The 19,895-nt window shown below is 72.0% G+C and carries 18 protein-coding genes; 5 read left to right on the forward strand and 13 right to left on the reverse strand.

The annotated features are described in order from the left end of the window. Positions 1 to 14 precede the first annotated feature (14 nt). Entirely contained in the window at positions 15 to 983 is a 969-nt protein-coding gene (locus QWI33_RS12210) for a TIGR03885 family FMN-dependent LLM class oxidoreductase (RefSeq protein WP_353895459.1), read from the forward strand. Between the two features lie 419 nt (positions 984 to 1,402). On the opposite strand, the gene QWI33_RS12215 is transcribed toward QWI33_RS12210, so the two are convergent. The 9 genes from QWI33_RS12215 to QWI33_RS12255 all read right to left on the reverse strand — a co-directional run bounded on the left by QWI33_RS12215 (position 1,403) and on the right by QWI33_RS12255 (position 9,962). Further along, entirely contained in the window at positions 1,403 to 1,936 is a 534-nt protein-coding gene (locus QWI33_RS12215) for a hypothetical protein (protein WP_289957420.1), read from the reverse strand. Positions 1,937 to 2,160: 224 nt separating this feature from the next. Further along, a complete protein-coding gene (gene ccsB, locus QWI33_RS12220) occupies positions 2,161 to 3,129 on the reverse strand; it encodes a c-type cytochrome biogenesis protein CcsB (protein WP_289957421.1) in 969 nt (322 codons plus the stop codon). Further along, positions 3,126 to 4,721 carry a cytochrome c biogenesis protein ResB gene (gene resB / locus QWI33_RS12225; RefSeq protein WP_289957422.1) on the reverse strand — a complete coding sequence of 532 codons (1,596 nt, stop codon included), beginning with the start codon at positions 4,719 to 4,721 and terminating at the stop codon, positions 3,126 to 3,128. Before resB ends, ccsB begins: the two co-directional genes overlap by 4 nt. Further along, on the reverse strand, positions 4,718 to 5,458 hold the full coding sequence (locus QWI33_RS12230) for a cytochrome c biogenesis CcdA family protein (protein ID WP_289957423.1): 741 nt from the start codon (positions 5,456 to 5,458) through the stop codon (positions 4,718 to 4,720). The genes resB and QWI33_RS12230 overlap by 4 nt, the downstream gene beginning before the upstream one ends. A 25-nt stretch (positions 5,459 to 5,483) precedes the next feature. Continuing rightward, positions 5,484 to 5,663 (reverse strand): hypothetical protein, encoded by a 180-nt coding sequence (locus tag QWI33_RS12235; protein WP_289957424.1) that lies wholly within the window; start codon positions 5,661 to 5,663, stop codon positions 5,484 to 5,486. Beyond that, on the reverse strand, positions 5,660 to 6,256 hold the full coding sequence (locus QWI33_RS12240; RefSeq protein WP_289957425.1) for a TlpA family protein disulfide reductase: 597 nt from the start codon (positions 6,254 to 6,256) through the stop codon (positions 5,660 to 5,662). Before QWI33_RS12240 ends, QWI33_RS12235 begins: the two co-directional genes overlap by 4 nt. Before the next feature lie 2 nt (positions 6,257 to 6,258). Further along, positions 6,259 to 6,912 carry a histidine phosphatase family protein gene (locus QWI33_RS12245; protein WP_289957426.1) on the reverse strand — a complete coding sequence of 218 codons (654 nt, stop codon included), beginning with the start codon at positions 6,910 to 6,912 and terminating at the stop codon, positions 6,259 to 6,261. Beyond that, the gene (hemL, locus tag QWI33_RS12250; RefSeq protein ID WP_289957427.1) at positions 6,909 to 8,216 is read right to left on the reverse strand and encodes a glutamate-1-semialdehyde 2,1-aminomutase; all 1,308 of its coding nucleotides are present in this window, start codon (positions 8,214 to 8,216) and stop codon (positions 6,909 to 6,911) included. Before hemL ends, QWI33_RS12245 begins: the two co-directional genes overlap by 4 nt. Positions 8,217 to 8,339: 123 nt before the next feature. Next, positions 8,340 to 9,962 (reverse strand): adenylate/guanylate cyclase domain-containing protein, encoded by a 1,623-nt coding sequence (locus tag QWI33_RS12255; protein ID WP_289957428.1) that lies wholly within the window; start codon positions 9,960 to 9,962, stop codon positions 8,340 to 8,342. Between the two features lie 678 nt (positions 9,963 to 10,640). Here QWI33_RS12255 and QWI33_RS12260 point away from each other — a divergent pair. From QWI33_RS12260 to QWI33_RS12275, 4 genes are all read left to right on the forward strand, one after another. Next, positions 10,641 to 11,651 (forward strand): lytic transglycosylase domain-containing protein, encoded by a 1,011-nt coding sequence (locus QWI33_RS12260; protein ID WP_289957429.1) that lies wholly within the window; start codon positions 10,641 to 10,643, stop codon positions 11,649 to 11,651. A gap of 71 nt (positions 11,652 to 11,722) precedes the next feature. Continuing rightward, complete coding sequence (locus QWI33_RS12265) at positions 11,723 to 12,757, forward strand: GNAT family N-acetyltransferase (protein WP_289957430.1); 1,035 nt, start codon at positions 11,723 to 11,725, stop codon at positions 12,755 to 12,757. Between the two features lie 57 nt (positions 12,758 to 12,814). Beyond that, positions 12,815 to 14,584, forward strand: a complete 1,770-nt coding sequence (locus QWI33_RS12270) for a potassium channel family protein (protein ID WP_289957431.1) — start codon at positions 12,815 to 12,817, stop codon at positions 14,582 to 14,584. A 229-nt stretch (positions 14,585 to 14,813) separates the two neighbouring features. After that, positions 14,814 to 16,061, forward strand: coding sequence for a trypsin-like serine peptidase (locus QWI33_RS12275; RefSeq protein ID WP_289957432.1), 1,248 nt, complete (start codon positions 14,814 to 14,816; stop codon positions 16,059 to 16,061). Between the two features lie 129 nt (positions 16,062 to 16,190). Here QWI33_RS12275 and mqnC read toward each other — a convergent pair whose 3' ends face one another. The 4 genes from mqnC to QWI33_RS12295 all read right to left on the reverse strand — a co-directional run bounded on the left by mqnC (position 16,191) and on the right by QWI33_RS12295 (position 19,565). Beyond that, on the reverse strand, positions 16,191 to 17,348 hold the full coding sequence (mqnC, locus tag QWI33_RS12280; RefSeq protein WP_289957433.1) for a cyclic dehypoxanthinyl futalosine synthase: 1,158 nt from the start codon (positions 17,346 to 17,348) through the stop codon (positions 16,191 to 16,193). Between the two features lie 69 nt (positions 17,349 to 17,417). Beyond that, positions 17,418 to 18,191 (reverse strand): FAD-binding oxidoreductase, encoded by a 774-nt coding sequence (locus QWI33_RS12285; protein ID WP_289957434.1) that lies wholly within the window; start codon positions 18,189 to 18,191, stop codon positions 17,418 to 17,420. A gap of 62 nt (positions 18,192 to 18,253) precedes the next feature. Next, entirely contained in the window at positions 18,254 to 19,153 is a 900-nt protein-coding gene (locus tag QWI33_RS12290; protein WP_289957435.1) for a menaquinone biosynthetic enzyme MqnA/MqnD family protein, read from the reverse strand. A gap of 121 nt (positions 19,154 to 19,274) precedes the next feature. Next, entirely contained in the window at positions 19,275 to 19,565 is a 291-nt protein-coding gene (locus QWI33_RS12295) for an HPr family phosphocarrier protein (RefSeq protein WP_289957436.1), read from the reverse strand. Positions 19,566 to 19,895 lie beyond the last annotated feature (330 nt).

Below are 19,895 nucleotides of genomic sequence, written 5' to 3' on the forward strand. Positions count from 1 at the left end.
TCGAACCGGAGACCATAGTGGAAATCGGATACCACGCCTCGCACGAGCAGTTCCCGCCCTCGCGTCTCGCCGCCGCCGCCGTCGCCGCCGAAGCGGCCGGGTTCGACGCGGTGCTCTCCTCAGACCACTTCGCGCCCTGGAGCACTGATCAGGACGAGTCCGGTTACGCCTGGACGTGGCTCGGCGCCGCGATGGCGCGGACGCGGCTGCCGTTCGGAGTCGTCACCGCACCCGGCGACCGCTACCACCCCGCGATCACCGCGCAGGCCATCGCGACGGTGGAAGAGCTGTTCCCCGGACGGTTCACGCCCGCGCTGGGCAGTGGGCAGGCCCTCAACGAGCACGTCACGGGCACCGTGTGGCCGCGCAAGCCCGAGCGCAACGCCCGCTTGCACGCCTGCGCCGACGTCGTCCGGCGGCTCCTCGACGGCGAGACGGTCGACCGCGACGACCCGGTCACGGTCCGCGCCGCCCGGCTCTACACGCGGCCGAAGAACCCGCCGCCGCTGTTCGCCGCCGCGCTTTCGCCCGCGACCGCGCGCGAGGTCGCGGCCTGGGCCGACGGGCTCATCACGGTGAACGCCCCCGCGGACCGGCTGCGCGCGATCATCGACGCGTTCCGGGAGGGCGGCGGCGAAGGCAAGCCGCTCCACCTCCAGGTCCACTTGTCCTGGGACACGGACGAGGACACCGCCCGCGAGCAGGCGCTGCGGCAGTGGCGGTTCGTGGCCCTGCCGGCGGAGCTCAACCAGGAGCTGGAGCTGCCCGAGCAGTTCGACGCCGCGTGCGCCCACGTCCCGGCCGACGCCCTCGAACCCGGCGTCCACATCGGCGCCGACCTCGACCGGCACGCCGCCGTCCTGGCCTCGTACGCCGAGCTCGGCTTCTCCCGGCTCTATCTTCACCAGGTGGGGCCCGACCAGGAGCGGTTCATCGACGCCATCGGGGAGAAGGTTCTCCCCCAGCTCCGCGCGGGCGTCTGAACCGCGGCAAGGCATCTGGGGATGCACGGGTGCATCGCAGCGGGGCGGGGCGGGGCGGGGCGGGGCGGGGTGGGGCGGTGCCGCGCCGCGCGGCGGCCCGCTGCGTGCCGCCGCAGCGCGGGAGTGCCGCTGAGCGCCGTCGCAGCGCGGGAGTACTTCACAGTGCGGCAGTGCCGCTGAGCGCCATCGCAGCGTGGGAGCCCTTCTCAGCGTGGCAGTGACCCTGAGCGCCGTCGCAGCCCGAGGGTGCTTCTCGGCGCGGCAGTGCCGCTGAGCGCCGTCGCAGCGCGGGAGTGCTTCACAGTGCGGCAGTGCCGCTGAGCGCCGTCGCAGCGCGAGGGTGCTTCACAGCGCGACAGCACCTCGATGCCCCAGCCTGTCAGTGCCGCAGCAGGTAAGTGGCCCCGCACGTCAGTGCCTCAGCGCGTCAGTGCATCCACAAGAGACATTGCGGCGGTGGCGAGGAGGACCGTGCCCGCCAGCGGGCCGATGACCGCACTGGTCTTGAGCCCCTTGGCGTTCGCCAGTGGGACCGCGCCGATCGCGGCCACGGTGATGAGCGCCGCCGGGATGTGCACGGCGGGGATCTCCAGGACCACCGCGACCGGGAAGAGGTGCACGCCTACGACGAACGCGATCCACGCCGAGATCGCATCGGCGCGCCCGCGCCATGCGAGGAGCGCCGCCCCGAGCCCGGCGGCGGCGAATTCGATGCCGACGATGATCCCGAAGCTCCGGCCGGTGGCGTCGCCGAAGACGGTGCCGTCGGACCAGTGCCGCCACAGCAGGAACCCGCCGGCGGCGGCGACCAGGATGCTCAGGATCGAGCCCGCCGCAAGGAACTTGACCCACGGTCGCGGCGGGCCCTCCTGGGCCCAGCCGAACCAGGCCATCGCGAAGAACCCGAAGACGGCCGCCAGACCGGCGGCGTCACGGACGTGTTCAGGGGTCATGCAGGGGTCCGTTCGAGAGGTAGGTCGACTCGGGGTGTCGCACCAGTAGGTCAGGGTAGATACCGGGGGCCCATCAAAGTCCGATTTGCCCCGGGCGCTCCGTTCACGTTCGGGCCGTAACCCGATCGCGAGCGGCCGCCGCAGACGCGATCCGGGCCGGAACCCGGGTCGCGAGCATGCGCCGCAGATGCGGCCAGGGCCGCTTCCGGCCGCGGTCCGCCGCCTCAGACTCCCGCGTAGGAGTGGAGTCCGTCGAAGACCAGGTTCACGGCGGTGAGGTTGAAGAGCATCACGGCGTAGCCGAGGATCGCGATCCACGGCGCGTTCGCCTTCGCGCTCCTGCCCGACACGCGCGCGTGCAGGTAGGCGGCGTACACGACCCAGGCGATGAACGCCCACACTTCCTTCGGGTCCCAGGCCCAGTAGCGGCCCCACGCGAGGTGCGCCCACACCGAACCGGCGATGATGCCGAAGGTGAGCAGCGGGAACGCGAAGACGTGGATCTTGAACGTCATGCGCTCCAGCGCGGTCGCGTCCGGCAGGCGCTCGGCGACGTTGAGCGGGAACCGGACCGGCTTGCCGTCGGAGACCTGGCGGTCGTAGCGGCGCTTGAGCAGGTGCAGGATCGCGAAGACGCAGCCGATGAGCAGGATGCCCGAGGCGGTGATCGCGGCCGTCACGTGGATGACGATCCAGTAGGAGTCCAGGGCCGGGACCAGCGGCCCCGCCTCGGTGTAGACGCGCACGGAGGTGCCGAGCACCATCGTCACCGCGAAGGTCGCGAAGAGGCCCAGGCGGCGCGGCACGCTGCCGCGGGAGACCAGGACCAGCCAGGTCACCATGCCCGCGAGGGCGACGCCGACCGTGTACTCGAACATGTTGCCCCACGGCCACCGTCCAGTGTGGACGACACGGGTGACGATGCTCGCCGCGAGTGCGGCGGTGCCGAGGAACGTGAGGATGAGGCCGAGGCGGCCCGCGCCGCGCGCGGCGGCGGGGCTGATCGGGGCCTCGTTCGCGGCGACCGGGTCGTCCGTTGCGTCGGCGCTCTCGGCGCCGACGGCCGCGAGCCGCTTGGCGCGCTTGGGGGCGCGCTTGTCGAAGGCGTACTCCACGGCGTAGGCGAACATGGCCCCCGCGTAGATGAGGATGGTGGCGACGAACAGTGCGTTCGCGACTTCGGCCCCGGTCATTGCCGGCCCCCTATCGATTCGTCTGATGAGGATGCTTGCGACGGCTCGTGGCCGGGCGCGATCAGAGCGGTGAGCTCGTCGCACTCCTCTTCGAGGCCGTCGTAGTCGTTGCGGTTGAGTCCGGCGGTCTCGACGGTGCCGTCGGGGTTCCACCGGATCCAGAAGCGCCTGCGGCGCACCGCGAGCGCGGGCAGCAGGCCGCCGAGGAGCAGGATCGCGCCGGCGAGGACGACGGGGCCGCCCGGGTCGTGGCGCACCTGCAGGACCGCGTACTGCTCGACGCCGTCGAAGGCGAGGCTGGAGCCGTCCGGCAGCGTCATGGAGTCGCCGACGCCGATGACCTCGACCTCGTCGTTGACCTGCTCGAGGTTCCCGGAGGCGATCTGGGCCTCGTTGACGGCGTACACCGATTCGGGCTGGCCGTCGGCGAGGCCGAGGTCGCCGGTGTAGGCGGTGAGGGCGAGGACCGGGTTGTCGAGCTCGGGGTTCGTGCCCAGGAGCATCGCGGTCGAGTCGTCGAAGGTGGGCACGAAGATCGCGTCGAAGCCGACTTCGGCGTCCTCGTCCACGACGCCCGTCTCGGGGTCGACGTTGGCGTCGGGGAACTTGAACGCGCCCTCGGAGTTCATCGCGGCGTCCATCGCCAGGAACTCCTGGTGGAGGGTCTGGGTCTGGCCGTAGCGGTCGGTGTAGGTGACGACGGGCGTGTAGCCGTGGCCGATGAGGAAGACGTTGGTGCCGTCGATGTTCAAGGGGTGGTTGACCTCGAGGGCGTAGTCGCCCTCCTCCCCCGCCGCCTCGTAGGAGACGGCGGCGTCGTAGGCGGTGGGGCCGCCGTTGTGGAACTGGGCGTCGAAGTCGTCGAGGGTCAGGCAGAACTGCGGGAGGGCCGTCTCGTCGACCCACGCGCCGAGGCCGTACTCGTCGTACTGCTGCAGGTTGTTGCAGTAGGACTTGTCCTCGGAGAGGATGCGGTTGCCGTACCAGCTCATGAGGCTGCCGAGGGCGACGCCGACGAGCATGAAGATGACGCTGCTGTGGAACAGGAGGTTCCCGGTCTCGCGCAGCTGGCCCTTCTCGGCGCTGATCGTGACGGTGCCGTCCTCGGCCTCGCGCACGGTGGTGCGCCAGCGGCGCTGCTTGAGGACGGCGCGGGCGAGCGACTGGTTGGCCTCGACGTCGAGCGTGCGGTGGTACGGGAGGATCGACATGCGCCGCGGCGCGTCGGGGACCTTGGCGCGCAGGGCCTTCCAGTGGACGCCGAGGCGCGGCAGGATGCAGCCGACGAGGCTGACCATGAGCAGCAGGTAGATCGCGGAGAACCACGGCGAGGTGTACACGTCGAAGGCCCACACCCGGTCGAGCCAGGGCGCGAGGTCGGGGTGCTGGTCGTAGTAGGCGGAGACGTCGACGGCGCTGATGGAGCGCTGGGGGAACGTCGAGCCGGGGATCGCGGCGAGGGCGAGCGCGAGGAGGAGCAGGAGCGCGGTGCGCATGGCGGTGAGCTGGTGCCACCAGCGGCGTGCGAAGGCGCGGAAGCGTTTGGCGGCCTTGGGTTTGGAGCGGGGCGGGGGTGTGAGGGTCGCGGTCACAGCAGGCTCACCCCGGCTCCCACGGTGGCGCGCAGCCAGTTGGTGAACTCGGTCCAGGCGCCGGTGACGAGGGCGATGCCGACGAGGCAGAGCATGACGCCGCCGGCGACGGAGATCGCGCGGCCGTGGCGTTTGAGGAAGTCGAGGGCGCCGGCGAGGCGGTGCATGCCGACGGCGAAGAGCACGAAGGGCAGGCCGAGTCCGGCGCAGTAGGCGATCATGAGGCCGATGCCGCGGGCGGTGCCGTCCTGGATCACCGCGAGGCTGGTGATGGCGGCGAGCACCGGTGAGGTGCAGGGGATCCAGGAGAGCGCGAAGACCGCGCCGAAGAGCGGGGCGCCGGCGAGGCCGACGGCGGGGCGCCACTTGGGGGCGAAGCCGCCGCGGGTGGGGATGAGGCCGATGAACATGAGCCCCATGGCGATCATGACGACCCCGGCCACGGTCTCCAATGTGGAGGAGTTGGTGAGGAGGGCGCGTCCGGCGCTCTGGAGGGCGAAGACGACGGTGGTGTAGACGGCGGTGAACCCGGCGACGAAGAGGAGCGCGCCGATGAGGACGCGCCCGTTGCGGCGGTCCTTGGCGAGCTCCTGGCCGCTCATACCGGTCACATAGGACACGTAACCGGGCATGAGGGGGAGGGTGCACGGGGAGGCGAAGGAGACGAGCCCGGCGAGCGCGGCGACGCCGAAGGCGAGCAGCAGCGGCCCGGAGGCGGCGGTCTCGGCGGGGTTCACGCGGCCTCCGTCCCCGCCGCGGGGGTCACTCGGACTCCTTGCGCGGCAAAGGCTCGGGGACGGCGCGGCCGGGCGGCTCGGTGCCGTCGAGGCGGCGCTTGACGAGAGTGCCGACCGCGACGGCGGCGAGTGCGGCCGTCCCGGCCATCACGGCGCCCTTGGCGGCCTTGCGGAAAGCGGATTTCGGGGCTGGCGGCGTGCTCATGACGGCTCCAGGGCTTTGCGGACGTCGGCGATCAAGGTCTCGGCATCGTCGATCTCGCCGCGCCAGATGGAGAAGACCCGGTGCTCGGCGTCGATCACGATGGTGGCGGGGATGTCGTTCGGGGAGAGCCCGTACTCGACGAACTGGTCGGCGACGCGGCCGGCCTCGTCGCTGAGCGAGGGGTAGGCGACGGCCCAGCGGCGTTCGAAGGCCTTCGCGGCGTCCTCGGTGTCGCGGATGTTCACGCCGAGGAACTGCACGCCTTGGCCTTCGAGCTCCGCCGCGGCCTCCACCAGGTAGGGGGCCTCGGCGACGCAGGGCGCGCACCAGGAGCCCCAGAAGTTGACGACGAGGACCGATCCGGCCCACTCGTCGGTGTCGATCGGGTTCCCGTCGAGGTCGTCACCGGTGAGGCGCGGCGCGGCGAAGCGCTCGTCGGCGTCCTCCCAGCGGTAGTTCCGGCCGTCGCCCGAGACGAACCGGTCGCGGTTGATCTCGTTGACGCGGTCCGCGTTCTCGCCGCCCGTCTCAGCGCAGGCGGCGAGGGCCAGCAGCGGCACGGCCGCCAGCATCGTCCTCCGCCGCACGCCCATCGCTAGGCGCCCTTGGCCTTCCGAGCGGACTCGGACTTGAGGACCAGGTGGCCGGCGGGCTCGGAGTACTCGATGCGAGCGAGCGAGGCGCCTTCGTAGACGAAGCTCGTGATCGAGGCGAGGGCGCATTCGCGCTTGCGGGGGTCGTGCCACAGGTGCTTGCGCTCGGCGAAGCGGCGGGCGGTCCAGATCGGCAGCTGGTGGCTGACGAGGACGGCCTCGGACCCTTCGGCGGCGACGCGGGCCTGCTCGACGGCGTCCATCATGCGGCGCGCGATGTCGAGGTAGGCCTCCCCCCAGGAGGGGCGGAAGGGGTCGCGCAGGCGCCACCAGTAGCGCGGCTGGCGCAGGGCGCCGTCGCCGACGCCGACCCGCAGGCCCTCGAAGGAGTTCCCGGCCTCGATGAGGCCGTCGTAGGTGGTGATGTCCATGCGGTACGAGGCGGCCACCGGCTCGGCGGTCTCCTGCGCGCGCTGGAGCGGCGAGGCGCCGACGTGGACGACGTCGCGTCCGGCAAGGCGCTCGGCGGCGGCCACGGCCATCTCGCGCCCCAGCTCGGACAGGCCGAAACCGGGGATGCGCCCGTAGAGGATGCCGTCCGGATTGTGGACCTCGCCGTGGCGCAGCAGGTGGACGATGGTAGTGGAGCCGCTCATGAGCGCACCTTAGCCGCGGCTTCGGCCGCTGCGTGCATGGCCTGTTCGATGTGTGACAGGGCTTCCTCGTCCACGGCGGCCGAGGTGAACCAGCATTCGAAGGCGCTCGGCGGCAGGTAGACGCCGTTCTCGAGCATCGCGTGGAAGAACGCGCCGTACGCCTCGGTGTCCTGGGCCTTGGCCTCGTCGAAGTGCCGCACCGGGCCCTCTGCGAAGAAGACGCTGAACAGGTTCGAAGGGGCCGAGACGTAGTGCGGGACGCCGGCTTTGGTGAGCGCTTCGGTCGCCATCCGCTGCAGTTCGGCGGCGGTGGCGTCGAGCGTGCGGTACACGGCGTCGTCGCAGGCGCGCAGCGTCGCGAGGCCGGCGGCGACGGCGAGCGGGTTCCCCGAGAGGGTCCCGGCCTGGTAGACCGGCCCGGAGGGGCTGATCCGCGACATGAGGTCGGCGCGGCCGCCGAACGCGGCGGCGGGCAGGCCCCCGCCCATGACCTTGCCGTACGTGTAGAGGTCCGCGGGGGCCGCGAGGCCGCCGGGGGCGACGCGGAAACCGGTCATGACCTCGTCCGAGATGAGGAGCGCGCCGCGCGCGTGGGCGGCGGCGTACAGCTTCTCGTTGAAGCCGTCGAGCGGCTCGATCGCGCCCATGTTGCCGGGGACGGCCTCGGTGATGACCGCGGCGATCTGGCCCGGGTGCTTGGCGAAGGCCGCTTCGACGGCGTTGATGTCGTTGTAGGGGACGACGATCGTGTCGGCGGCCGCGGAGGCCGGGACGCCCGGCGAGTCGGGGTGGCCGAGGGTGGCGACGCCCGAGCCCGCTTCGGCCAGGAAGTAGTCGGCGTGGCCGTGGTAGCAGCCGGCGAACTTGATGATCTTGTCGCGGCCGGTGGCGGCGCGGGCCAGGCGCACGGCGCTCATGGTGGCCTCGGTGCCGGAGGAGACCAGGCGGACCATCTCGCAGGGGGTGCGCGCGACGATGAGCTCGGCGAGCTCGATCTCGCCCACGGTCGGCGCGCCGTAGGAGGTGCCGCGGGCCGCGGCCTCGGTGAGCGCCGCGACGACGTCGGGGTGGGCGTGGCCGAGGATGAGCGGGCCCCAGGAGCCGACGAGGTCGATGTAGACGTTGCCGTCGACGTCCGTCATGCGGGCGCCGGCGGCCTCGCGGATGAAGACGGGGTCACCGCCGACGCCCCGGAAGGCGCGGACGGGCGAGTTGACGCCGCCTGGGATGACCTGGGCGGCGCGCGCGATGGCGGCGGCGGAGGCGGTACGGGTTCGAGCGGCCTGCGGTTGCCTGTCAGTCACCGGCTCAGCATCGCACACGGCGCGCGGGCGGGCCGGAATCGGCCCGTACTGCTATCGCGCGGACCATGTGCGCGCCCGGGGAACCCGGCCGGCGGGCGCATCGCCCGCCGGCCCTGGTGCGCGCTAGGCGACCGCCCGCACGCGCGCGCCCTCGAGGTTCACCGGGTGCACGAGCCGGTCCGCGAGGCTCGTCGCCAGCGCCGGCCGCGCCCGCTCGGTGAGCGCGGGCGGGTCGGCCAGCGCCGGGGCCGTGCCGGCGAGGAGCCAGCGCAGGGGTGCGGGGACGCGGTAGACGGCCTGGTCCATGGCGGGCCGTTCGATGACGACGAGGGCGACGTCCACGAGTTCGACGAGCGCTTCGAGGCTGCCGTCGCGCTGGCGGCACAGGTCGAGGACGGCGTCGACGGTGGCGCCGCCGGACCGCGCGGCGAGTTCGAGCAGGACGGCGCGGGCCGGGCCGGAGATGGCCGCGACCGCTTCGTCGACGGCGGCCCGGAACCTGCCGCCGCCGTCGAGTGCGGCGGCGGGGTCGTCGCTGAGGTAGCGGAGGGCGACGCCGGGTGAGCCGAGGGCGGTCACTTCGGCGAGTGCGGTGAGTGCGGGGAGGAAGCCCTCGACGGCGGCGGCGAGGGGTCGGCAGTCGGCGGCGGTCCAGGGGGCGCCGCGTTCTTCGCAGTAGCCGGCGAGGATCGCGGCGCTCACGTCGTCGGGTGCGAGCCCGAGGGCGCGTTTGGCTTCGCCGGGGAGTTCGAGGGGGCGGGCGCCGACGGCGAGGACGTTGACGCGGGGGCAGTCGTGGAGCAGGCGTTCGATGTCGGCGGCGTGGGTGCGGTCGACGTCGTCGAGGACGAGGAGCGCGTCGGCCTCCCGGAGGCGGTCGGCGGCGGTGTCGAGGGCGGGTCGGAAGAGTTCGGGCCGGCGGCCGAGGGTGTGCAGGAGGGCGGTGCCGAGGTCGTCGCCGGCGCGGCAGTACCAGACGCCGTGCTCGTGGAAGGCGAGGCGGCGCCGGGCCCAGGCCTTGGCGACGGTGGTCTTGCCGCAGCCGCCGAGGCCGGTGAGGCTGACGAGGCGGTGGGTGGTGAAGGCGCGGTCGAGGGCGCGGTACTCGCTCGGTCTCGGGACGGGTGCCTTGAGGTCGGCGGGCAGGTGGTGGGTGAGGGGCCGCACGGGCGGCGGCGGGAAGGCGGTGGGGAGTCCGGGTGCGGCGAGTTGGACGAGTTCGGTGGCGCCGGGCAGGCCGCGCAGTTCGAAGTCGCCGAGGCGGTGGACTGCGGCGGGCGGGAGTCCGGCGGCGGCGGCGCAGTCGGCGGAGGCGAGGATCTGGTCGCCGTGTGCGGCGGAGCAGATGCGGGCGGTGCGGTGGACTTCGGGTGTGGCGTAGCCGCCCGCGGAGGGCCAGGCCTCGCCGGTGTGGAGTCCTATGCGGACTTTGGGGCGGAGGCGGTGGCCGTCGTGTTCGGGCCAGTCGGCGCCGCGCAGTGCGCGCTGTACGCCGATGGCGGCGGCGCAGGCGTCGGCGGCACTGTGGAAGGCGACGAAGAACGAGTCGCCTTCGGTGTCGATCTCGGTGCCGCCGGTGGCGCGCAGGACTTCTCTGACGAGCGCGCGGTGGCGGTGGAGGACGACCCGGTAGCGCTCGGCGCCGAGGCCGGAGGCGAGGCGGGTCGAGCCTTCGATGTCGGTGAACATGAACGTGACGTCGCCGGAGGGCAGCGGGGCGGGCCGGGCGGCGCTGCCGCGGTCCACAGTGTCGCTTTCGGCATTGGGCGCGCCATTGCAGCGGCCATTTGCATTGGACGCGTTCCGATACTCCGATCGGTTGTCCCCGAGGGGAGGGGCAATGGCTGTCAGTGCGGTGTGCGATGCCGTTGTCGTATCCACGTGTCGATCAACTTTCGTTCAGCCCCCGTATGCCGGGCTGTGGCGCGCTGGTGCGCGGGCACAATGCCCAGCGGCCTCACAGTGTCACCCCCATCTCAGTCGGTTACCTGCCGTGATGGGAACTGGCACTCGGTCTGAACGCCGCTTCCAGCGCAGACGCGAACATGAGACGCTCTCGCCGCAGGTTTGCTCGTGGCAACCGCCGTGTCCGTTTGGAGAACGAGTCGAGCGCCACTCGGTCGCGGCCGATTTCGGAATTATTGACGCTCAGGCGTTGCCCGCGGGGACGAAACTAGGGAATACTCGCTTTCAGTCCGGTCCCTCGCGAACGCGCCCCGCAGCGCCGCCCCGCGGCGGCCCGCCGGGGTCCGGGCGCCCTTACGGCACCGCGGCACCGGCGCCGGGCCGCCTCGTCGGCGCCGCCGGGCGACCCGCCCCGCGGCGGCGTCCCGGCAGACGCCCCGACCGGCAGCGCCCGACCACGAACACCCGGGCAACGCCCCGCAGCAACGCCTCGACGAACTGAAAGGACGACCCCCTCCCGTGTGGTTCGCGACCCTCCTCCGCCGCATCGCCGCCCTCCCCCGGCTCGCCCTCCGCGCACTGCGCCGGAGCCCGCGGCTGCTGTGGCGCGGCGTCAAGGCCACCCCGCGACTGCTGTGGCGCGCCGTCAAGGCCACCCCGCGGGCGCTGTGGCTCGCCGTCGTGGGCGTCTGGCGCGGGATCAAGGCCGCCGGCAGGGGCCTGCGCGCCGCCTACCGGGGGCTGCGCGCCCCGGCCGGGCGACTCAGCATCCAGGTCGTCGTCACCGCGCTCGCACTGGCGGGCGCGCTCGCCGCCGGCTGGTTCGTCGTCCCCGGGGCCGGCCCCGCCTGGTCCTTCGGCAGCGAGCCCACCCCCGAAGCGGAGGAGACGCCGCTCGCGCTCTCCCCCGAAGGCGCCATCGACGAGGCCCCCGCGGCGGGGCTCCCCGCCGAGTCCACGCCCGTCGGCGACATCCTGGCCCCCACCGAGAACGCCACCACCGCGGCCCCGACCAGCTCGGCCACCACCCCGGCCGGTCCCGCCGGCCTCGACACGTGGGCGTCGAACCTCAGCTCGCTCGGCATCCCCCAGCGGGCCCTCGTCGCGTACGGCCGCGGCGAGCTCGTCTCGGCCGCCCAGAACCCCGGCTGCAACCTCTCCTGGACCACCCTCGCGGGCATCGGCGCCACCGAGACCGTCCACGGCACCATGGACGGCAACCAGATCCAGGCCGACGGCACCACCCTCACCCAGATCATCGGCCCCATCCACGGCGAGTGGGGGCCCATGCAGTTCCTCCCCAGCACATGGGAGCACTGGAAGGCCGACGGGGACGGCGACGGCCAGTTCAACGCGCACGACATCGACGACGCCGTCACCGCCGCCGCCAACTACCTCTGCCACGGCGGCCGCGACATGAGCCGGCCTCAAGGCTGGTACGACGCCCTCTACAGCTACAACCCGCGCGACGACTACGTGCAGAAGGTCTTCGACCGCGCCGACGAGTACGGCAGGAAGAGCACCGCCTGACAGGACCCCTTTTCGCTGCATGCTGTGAGGAGGGGGTTCCGTTCGGTGACTATTTCGGGTAAGGATAAGAGATGCCCCTGAAGCAGCTCGCTCCCGGCGAGATGACCGCCGACGACCTCCGCGACTGGTGCTCGGTGCTCAACGACATGACCGCCGCCGACATGCCGGGCGAGCCGCGCTGGCGCACCGACCGCCTCAGCGACTACCTCACCGGCTCGCTCCCGGACGACCGGCGGTTCCTGTTCATGGACCGGGACGCGGACGGCGACCTCGTGGGCCACGCGAGCCTCATCCTGTTCGGCAGCGGCGGGGGCGAGCAGGGCGGGACCGGGGTCGTGGAGATGTCCACCCGGCCGTCCGCGCGCGGCAAAGGGGTCGGCTCGCGCCTGCTGCGGGCCGTCGCCGAGTGCGCGAAGGCGAACGGCTGCCGGACCCTCGCCGTCGAGGTCATCGCGACCACGCCCGCGGTCGGCTTCTACGACCGGCACGGCTTCTCCCGGAACGTCGTCGAGCAGCGCCACCTGCTGCGCTGGGCCGACATCGACTGGGAGAAGATCGAGCACGCCGCCGGGCGCCTCGCCGCCGGGTACCGCCTCGAGTACCACGCCGGGGGCGTCCCCGACCGCCTCATGGACTCCTACGCGGACGTCAAGGCGAACCTGCGGTCCAGCCCCGGGAACGTCGCGTTCGTGCCCGAGTGGCGCGGCTCGGCCTACGCGCCGGCCCTGCGCGACTCCTTCCAGACCCTCGCCCGGCGCGGGATGCGCTCGCACATCGCCGTCGCCCTCGCCGAGCCGTTCGGGCACGTCGTGGGCCTCACCGAGCTCGTCGTCTCCGCGCAGCGCCCCACCCGCGCCGACCAGTACGACACCGTCGTCGCCCCCCAGCACCGCTCCTACGGGCTCGCGATGACCATGAAGGCCCGGCTCCTCACCGAGCTGCGCCGCGCCGAACCGCAGCTCGTCGACGTCCAGACCTGGACCCTCGAGACCGCCGACGACGTGCGCTGGATCAACGCCGAACTCGGCTTCGTGCACGACGTCGACTGGTACGACTACGTGGCCGACGTGGACAAACTCCTCGCCCGCCTCTCCCGCAAGGCCTGAGCCCTTCCCAGAATTCTTGGGCCGCAATCGTTTGCGAACAGTCCGTAGAATTCACCCATGCACCCCCGGCATGCGCGGTACGACGACGGCCCCACCGACCGCCGCGTCATCGTGGTGGGCGACAACGGCCTGACCCTCCGCTTCATCAAGCACCTCATCGAGCGCTACTCGTTCCGCGTCATCGCCGTCTTCCCCGACGGCCCCGGCGGCCAGCGCGACGAGATCCGCCGCGAGGCCGAGACCAACCGCAACCTCGTCGTCTTCACCAAACCGCAGGTCACGGCCGAGACCGTGCGCGAGGCGGGGCTCACCGAGGCGTACGCGGTGGCGCTCATGGACCAGAACGACGTGGGCAACCTGCACCTGGCGCTGAAGATCCGCGAGATGTCGAACTACCTGGGCGACGAGACGCTCCCGCGGCTGGTCATCCGCATGTACAACAGCGGGCTGCGGGCGAACATCCAGAAGCTCCTGGGCGACAACGAGGACGGCGTCTACGTCAAGTCGGACGCCGACATGGTCGCGGACACGTACGCGCTCGCGGCGCTCCAGCAGCTGCCGCCGGGCGAGATCAAGGTGTGGGGGCGCCGGCTGTACCTGTCGCGGCGGCGCGAGGAGCGCGCCGAGGCGCAGTGGGTGGTCGCGGGTGGCAACCAGGCCGGGATCGAGCTCATCCCCGAGGACGAGAACGAGGCGCTGCGGTACCTGTGGCTCTCGCCCGACAGGAGGCCCGGGCAGATCCGCCCGAAGCTGAACAACGCGACGCTCGCGGTCAAGGAGGCGCTGAGCGCGGTGCGGGGCATGCTCACCAAGAGCCTCGTGGTGCTCGCGCTGGTGCTGTTCGCGGTCTTCACGTTCGGGTTCCTGGTGCTGCAATTCCGGCCCAGCGGCGCGAACGCGGCCGACGGCACCGGGGAGGTGTTCTACCTGCTCGCGCTGATGGCCGGCGGCGGCATCGACCCGGACATGGGCGCGTCGCGCCTGCTCAAGGTGACGCAGGCCGTGGTCGTGCTGACCGGTTCGCTCCTGATCCCGTTCGCGACCGGTGCGATCGTGCAGGCCGTGGTCGACCGGCGGTACGCGCTCTCGGAGGGCCGCCGGACCCGGCAGGTGCGCGAGCACGTGATCGTGGTCGGCCTGGGCAACATGGGCACCCGCGTGGTGGAGCGGCTGCGCGAGAGCAAGATCCCGGTGATCGCGATCGAGAAGCGCCGCGACGCGATGGGGGTGCGGGCCGCGCGGGCCAAGGGCGCGCAGGTGCTGCTCGGCGACGGCTCGAGCCAGGAGATCCTGGAGGAGGCGAACGTCCGGCACTGCCGGTCGCTGGTGGCGATGGCCAAGCAGGACGAGTCGAACCTGGAGGCGGCGCTGTCGGGCCTGGAGTGCAACCCGGAGCTGCGCACGGTGATGCGGATCTACAACCCGGAGTTCGCGGCGCTGATCCGGCAGAACCTGAACCGGGCGACGCCGATGCGGGAGGCGCCGCCGCACGCGTCCTACAGTGCGCCGGAGGTGGCGTCGGCGAGTTTCGCGCAGGCGCTGACCGACGACAAGGTCCTCGTCACGATCCCGGTGCGCGGGCACATCGCGTACATCGAGGCGTTCGAGGTCGGCGAGGGCTCGGCGATGGACGACGCGGCGGCGCGACTGGCCACGAAGGTGGGCTCGCACCGGCTGCTCGCGGTCAAGCGCGCGGGCGGGACGATCAGCTGGAACCCGGACGCGGCGTTCCGGGTGGGCAGCGGCGACACGCTTCTGGTGGTGGCGACGCGCAAGGGCCTCAACGACATCCTGGAGCGCTGCCGCCCGGGAGGGGCGGACTGGTAGACCCCGGGGCGGTCCCGGGGGCGCTGCGGGGCGGCTGGGGCGGCGAACGGTCGGCTGCGGGGCCGGTGGGGCACCGCCGTCCCCCGTGTCCGATCGGGACAGCGGCGTCCGGTGCGGCGTCGGGCGTCGCGATCGCCTGTGACCCACGCCTTCCCACCCTCCGGTGGCGCAACTTCCACCCGCTTCGCTCGTTGAACGGTCGACACATCTCTCACGAAAGGGGCCGACCGTGGCGGCAAGCGAGCGGAATCCACGAACCGGGCACAGCGGGGCCGAACGCAAGCGCCGCAAGCTCGTCCTGGCGGCGACGGCCGGAACGATCGCGCTGGGCGGGGCCGCGGTCGTGGTGCCGAGCGCGTTCGCCGAGGACGACCCGGCGGCCTCGCTCCTGGACGGCACCACCGAGATACTGCCGGTGGACGACGAACTGCTCGGCCTGGTCGACGTCGGCGAGGTCACCGAGCTGGCCGAGTCGCTGACCTATGCGGACGACGCGGACGTGCTGCGGGTCTCGGGCCCCGACGCCGGCTACGTCAAGGTCCACTTTGAACGGCTGTTGCTGAACACCGGCGACTTCGTGACCGTCTCCAGCCCTGACGGCGCCGAGTCGTACCGGTACGAGGAGTCGCTGGTCGACCAATGGGCGACCTCGATCACCGGCGACACCGCGGTGGTCGAACTGCACCGCGAGTCCGGCGGCGGCTCCTCGGCGCTCGGCGTGCTGATCGACAAGGCCGCGTACGGGTTCACCGCGGACGAGGTGGACGCCATCGCCGAGGACCGCGCCGACGAGGCCCGGCCCGAAGAGAGCATCTGCGAGGGCGACGAGAAGCGCTCCTCGGTCTGCTACCGCACCTCGTATCCGACCATCGTGGACCATGCGGAACCGGTGGCGCGCCTGCTCATCGACGGGACCGTGCTGTGCACGGCGTTCCGGGTGGGCGAGGAGAACCGGCTGCTGACCAACCACCACTGCTTCACCGAGACGCAGGAGGCCCAGAACACCGAGGTGTGGTTCGGGTACGACTGCGTCGCGTGCGGCACCGACATCACGAACGCGCCCGTGAAGGTGCGCGGCGCGGAGGTGCTGGCGACCTCGAAGGCCTTGGACTACACGCTGTTCACCGTGGAGGACTTCGAGCGGATCGAGCACTTCGGCTTCCTGGAGCTCTCTGACCGCCCGGCGCGCAGCGGCGAGGCGATCTACATCCCCCAGCACCCGGCCGGACGGCCCACCGAGATCGCCATCGAGTCCTCAGTGGACGGCGGCAATTGCGTGGTCAAGCACGAGGTCTACGACGGCTACGTCGCCGACAGCGACATCTCCTACTACTGCGACACCGAGTTCGGCTCCTCCGGATCCCCGGTCCTCTCCCGCGACACGCACGAGGTCATCGCCCTCCACCACTTCGGCGGCTGCCCCAACTCCGGCGTGAACGCCCGACTCATCAATGAAGAGATCGGGCACCTGATCTAGCGGCCGAGAACGTGAATGGGGGCGAAGCGCCGTTCGGCGCTTCGCCCCCATCGCCATGTCACAGGCTGCAGGTAGATTGGAATTGGGGGGTCCCAGAGTGTCCGATTTGCCCAGACCCTCCGTTCACCTTTACTTGGCCTGGATCTGCAGCTCGGTCACGATCGTGGAGAAGTGCGACCGGATGCGGTCGTCGTGGGGGTCGTCCTCAGGGGTCCAGTGGATCGACATGCGCTCATAGAGCGTGTTGCGCTGCGCCGGAATGCGGTCCGCCGTGCGAATCAGCCCGATGAGCTCCGAGAGCCGCGACCGGTGCCGCGCACCGGCCGAGGAGATCACGTTCTCCTCCAGCATGATCGAGCCGAGGTCGTCCACACCGAGGTGCATGCTCAGCTGCCCCGAGGCCTTGCCCGTCGTCAGCCACGACGACTGGAGGTGCTTGACATTGTGGAAGAACAGCCGCGCGGTCGCCAGGAGCCGCAGGTACTCGAGGGTCGTCGCCTGCGTCCGGCCCTTCAGGTGGTTGTTCTCCGGCTGGTACGTCCACGGGATGAACGAGCGGAAGCCGCCCGTGCGGTCCTGCACGTCGCGGATCATCCGCAGGTGCTCGATCCGCTCGGCCGCGGTCTCACCGGTGCCCATCATCATGGTCGCCGTCGACTCCAGGCCCTGCCGGTGCGCGGCCTCCATGATCTCCAGCCACCGCTCCCCCGACTCCTTCAGCGGCGCGAGCGCCGTGCGCGGGCGCGCGGGCAGCATCTCGGCCCCGGCCCCCGCGATCGAGTCGAGCCCGGCGGCCTTGATGCGGCGGATCGCCTCGTCGATCGCCACACCGGAGACCTTCGACATGTGCGCGATCTCCGACGGCCCGATCGAATGGATCACCAGCTCGGGGTAATCGCGCTTGACCGAGGAGAACAGCTCCTCGTAGTACTCGACCCCGAAGTCGGGGTGGTGCCCGCCCTGCAGCATCACCTGCGTCGCGCCCAGGCCCACGGCCTCGCCGCAGCGGCGCAGGACCTCCTCCATCGGGTGCGCCCAGCCCTCGTCGTGCTTGGGGGCGCGGTAGAAGGCGCAGAACTTGCACGCGGTGACGCACACGTTCGTGTAGTTGATGTTGCGGTCGATGAGATAGGTGACGATGTTGTCGCCGATGACGCGCCGGCGGGCCGCGTCCGCGGCCTCGGCGAGGGAGTGGAAGGGCGCTTCGGTGTAGAGCAGCAGGGCTTCCTCGGCGCTGATGGCGCCGCCGTCGGCGGCGCGGGCGAGGACATCGTCAATCTCGGCCATGCACGAAGCGTATCGCCGCGGCGGCGCCCGGGACAGTGCGCCCGCGCGCAGTGACTCGTGCGTCTCGCCTCAGACCGTGTACAGCTCGGTGTGGATCCGCTGCGCCCCGGCCTCTTCGAGGACGTCCTTGACGCCCAGCACCATCTCGTAGGGCCCGCAGAGGAACCACTCGTCGACCTCGTGCGGGTCCACCAGCCCGGTGTCGATGACCTCGCCGAGCCGCTCGGGCGTGAGCCGCCCGGTGAGCAGCGGGGTGGCGCCCTCGGCGCGGGTGCGCACGAGGTGGAGGCGAAGCCGCGGGCCGTGCTCGCGCTGGAGCTCGCGCAGCTCGGCGGCGAACATCGTGGACTCCTCGGTGCGGTTGGAGTACAGGAGGGTCACGGTGGCGCCGGCGTCCAGCGCGGCGGTCGCGATACTGAGGATCGGCGTGATCCCCGAGCCCGCGACGACCGAGCCGTAGTGGCGGTCGGGGCGGATCTCGGTCCAGAAGTGGCCGAGCGGCGGGAGGACTTCGAGGACGTCGCCGGGCAGGAGCTGCCGGTTCGCGTACCCGGAGAAGTTGCCTTTGGGGATCGAGCGGATGCCCAGGCGCAGGGTGCCGTGCTCGGCGAGCTCGCGCGGGGTGGAGGCGAGCGAGTAGGAGCGGCGCACCTCGGCGCCGTCGGCCTCGACGCGCTGGAAGGTGAGGTGCTGGCCGGGCTTGAAGTCGAAGGCCGCGCGGAGCCCCTCGGGCACGGTGAGGGTGACCTCGACGGCGTCCTCGGTGAGCGGCCGCACGCGGCTCACCGTGAGCTTGTGCCAGGCGGGGCGGTTCTTGCGGGGCTTCTTCAGCTCGACGGCCACAGCAGGGTCCCTTCGTCGTCCGTCTCGTGCAATCGGCACCGGTTCGCCGGTGCTCGGCGGGTCTACGGTTCGCGGGCTTCGCCGAGCGGCACGAAGAACTCGGGTCCGTCAGCGCGCAGTGCGAGTTCGCGGCCGGTGAGCTGCGCCGCCGAGGGGGCCATATCGGCATAACGGGACGCGCGGGACGCGAATTCCCGCAACCCGGCGAGGTGGCGCTCACCGAGGCCGAACTGGAGGCGCTCGAAGTACTCCGCGAGCGCGGCGGGCGGGAACGGCTCCCAGCGGGCGGCGGAGGCCACGACCTCGTCGATCTCCTCGCGGCTGCGCTGCACGGAGTCGCGGAAGGCCAGGTGGACGTCCTTGACGAGGCCCGGGTGGGCCTCGGCGTACTCGCGGCGCACGGCCCAGACGGCGAAGACCATCGGCAGGCCCGTCCAGTCCTTCCACTCGGCGGCCAGGTCGAGCACGTGCAGCCCGTCCGGGTCGTGGTGGACGCGGAGGGCCTCGTCCCCGATGAGGACGGCGGCGTCCGCGCCGTTGAGGGCGGACCCGATGTCGGGCGCGGTCACGGTGTACTCGGGTGCGCGGCCGTACCGGTCCTCCAGGAGCATCCGTCCGAGGAGGACGCCGGTGCGGGAGGTGGAGGCGAGCGAGACGCGCGGCGCGGCCGGGAGGTCGGCGAGGGGGGTGCGGGTCACGAGGTTGACGCTCAGGACCGGGCCGTCCGCGGCCACGGCCGGGTCGGGGATCAGCAGGAGGTCGTCGGCGTGGCGCAGGTATTCGACCAGGGTGATCGGGCCGATGTCGAGGTCGCCGGCGACGAGGCGGCGGCTGAGCTCGTCCGGTGCGGCGCGGTGGAGCTCGACGTCGAGGAGCGCGCCCGTCCGCGCCAGTCCCCAGTAGATGGGGAGGCAGTTGAGGAACGCGATATGGCCGACCCGGGGGCGCCGTGCGATGTTCACAGCTTCGACCGTAGCCGGTCGCGCGGCTAGGAGGTACGTGAGCGGTGGCGGCGTCGCCGACATCACCGAGAGCGGCGGACCGGACCGGATGGCGGGACCGCCCGGTCCGGCCGCTCGGTGCTCAGTTCTCGTCGATGTCGCCGATGTCCGCGGCACCCGTGTCAGCGGCCCCGCTGACGAGGGCGACGAGCCGGTCGAGGACCTGCTCCTCCTCACCGGAGATGACGATCTCGTCCCCGGACCGCACGTCCAGCGTCAGCACTTGCAGGATCGACTTGGCGTCGTGGGGCTCCCCGCCCGGCTTCGCGATCGCGACGTCGGCGCGGGACTCGGCGGCGGTCCCGACGAAGACCGTCGCGGGCCGCGCTTGGATGCCGACCTCCGTGGTCACTTTGACACGGCGTTCCGCCATGTTGCTCACCCTCCCCGATGACGCGGGCGGGCCGGCGACGGCCCTGCCCGCGAAGTCTGAGGGCCGCGTCGAGCGGCCCGTCAGCACCAGGATGAACTGCGGCCGGGGACGGCGGACGCGTTTTCGGCGAATGCCGCGGGAAGCGGGGCACTCGGTGTTCCCCGTCCACCAACCCCCACCCGCCACAAGAGGGGAAGAGAGTAGCGCCCATCGTCCCGGCCGGGTCCGACAAGAACCGGCCCCCGCGGCCCGCTCGTCACCCGAACGAGTCAACGCGGGACGGTGACAGCCCGCCCCACGGCGGGGCGGGACGGTTGCCGGCGTGCCCCG

It is taken from the genome of Glycomyces tritici (assembly GCF_030403505.1).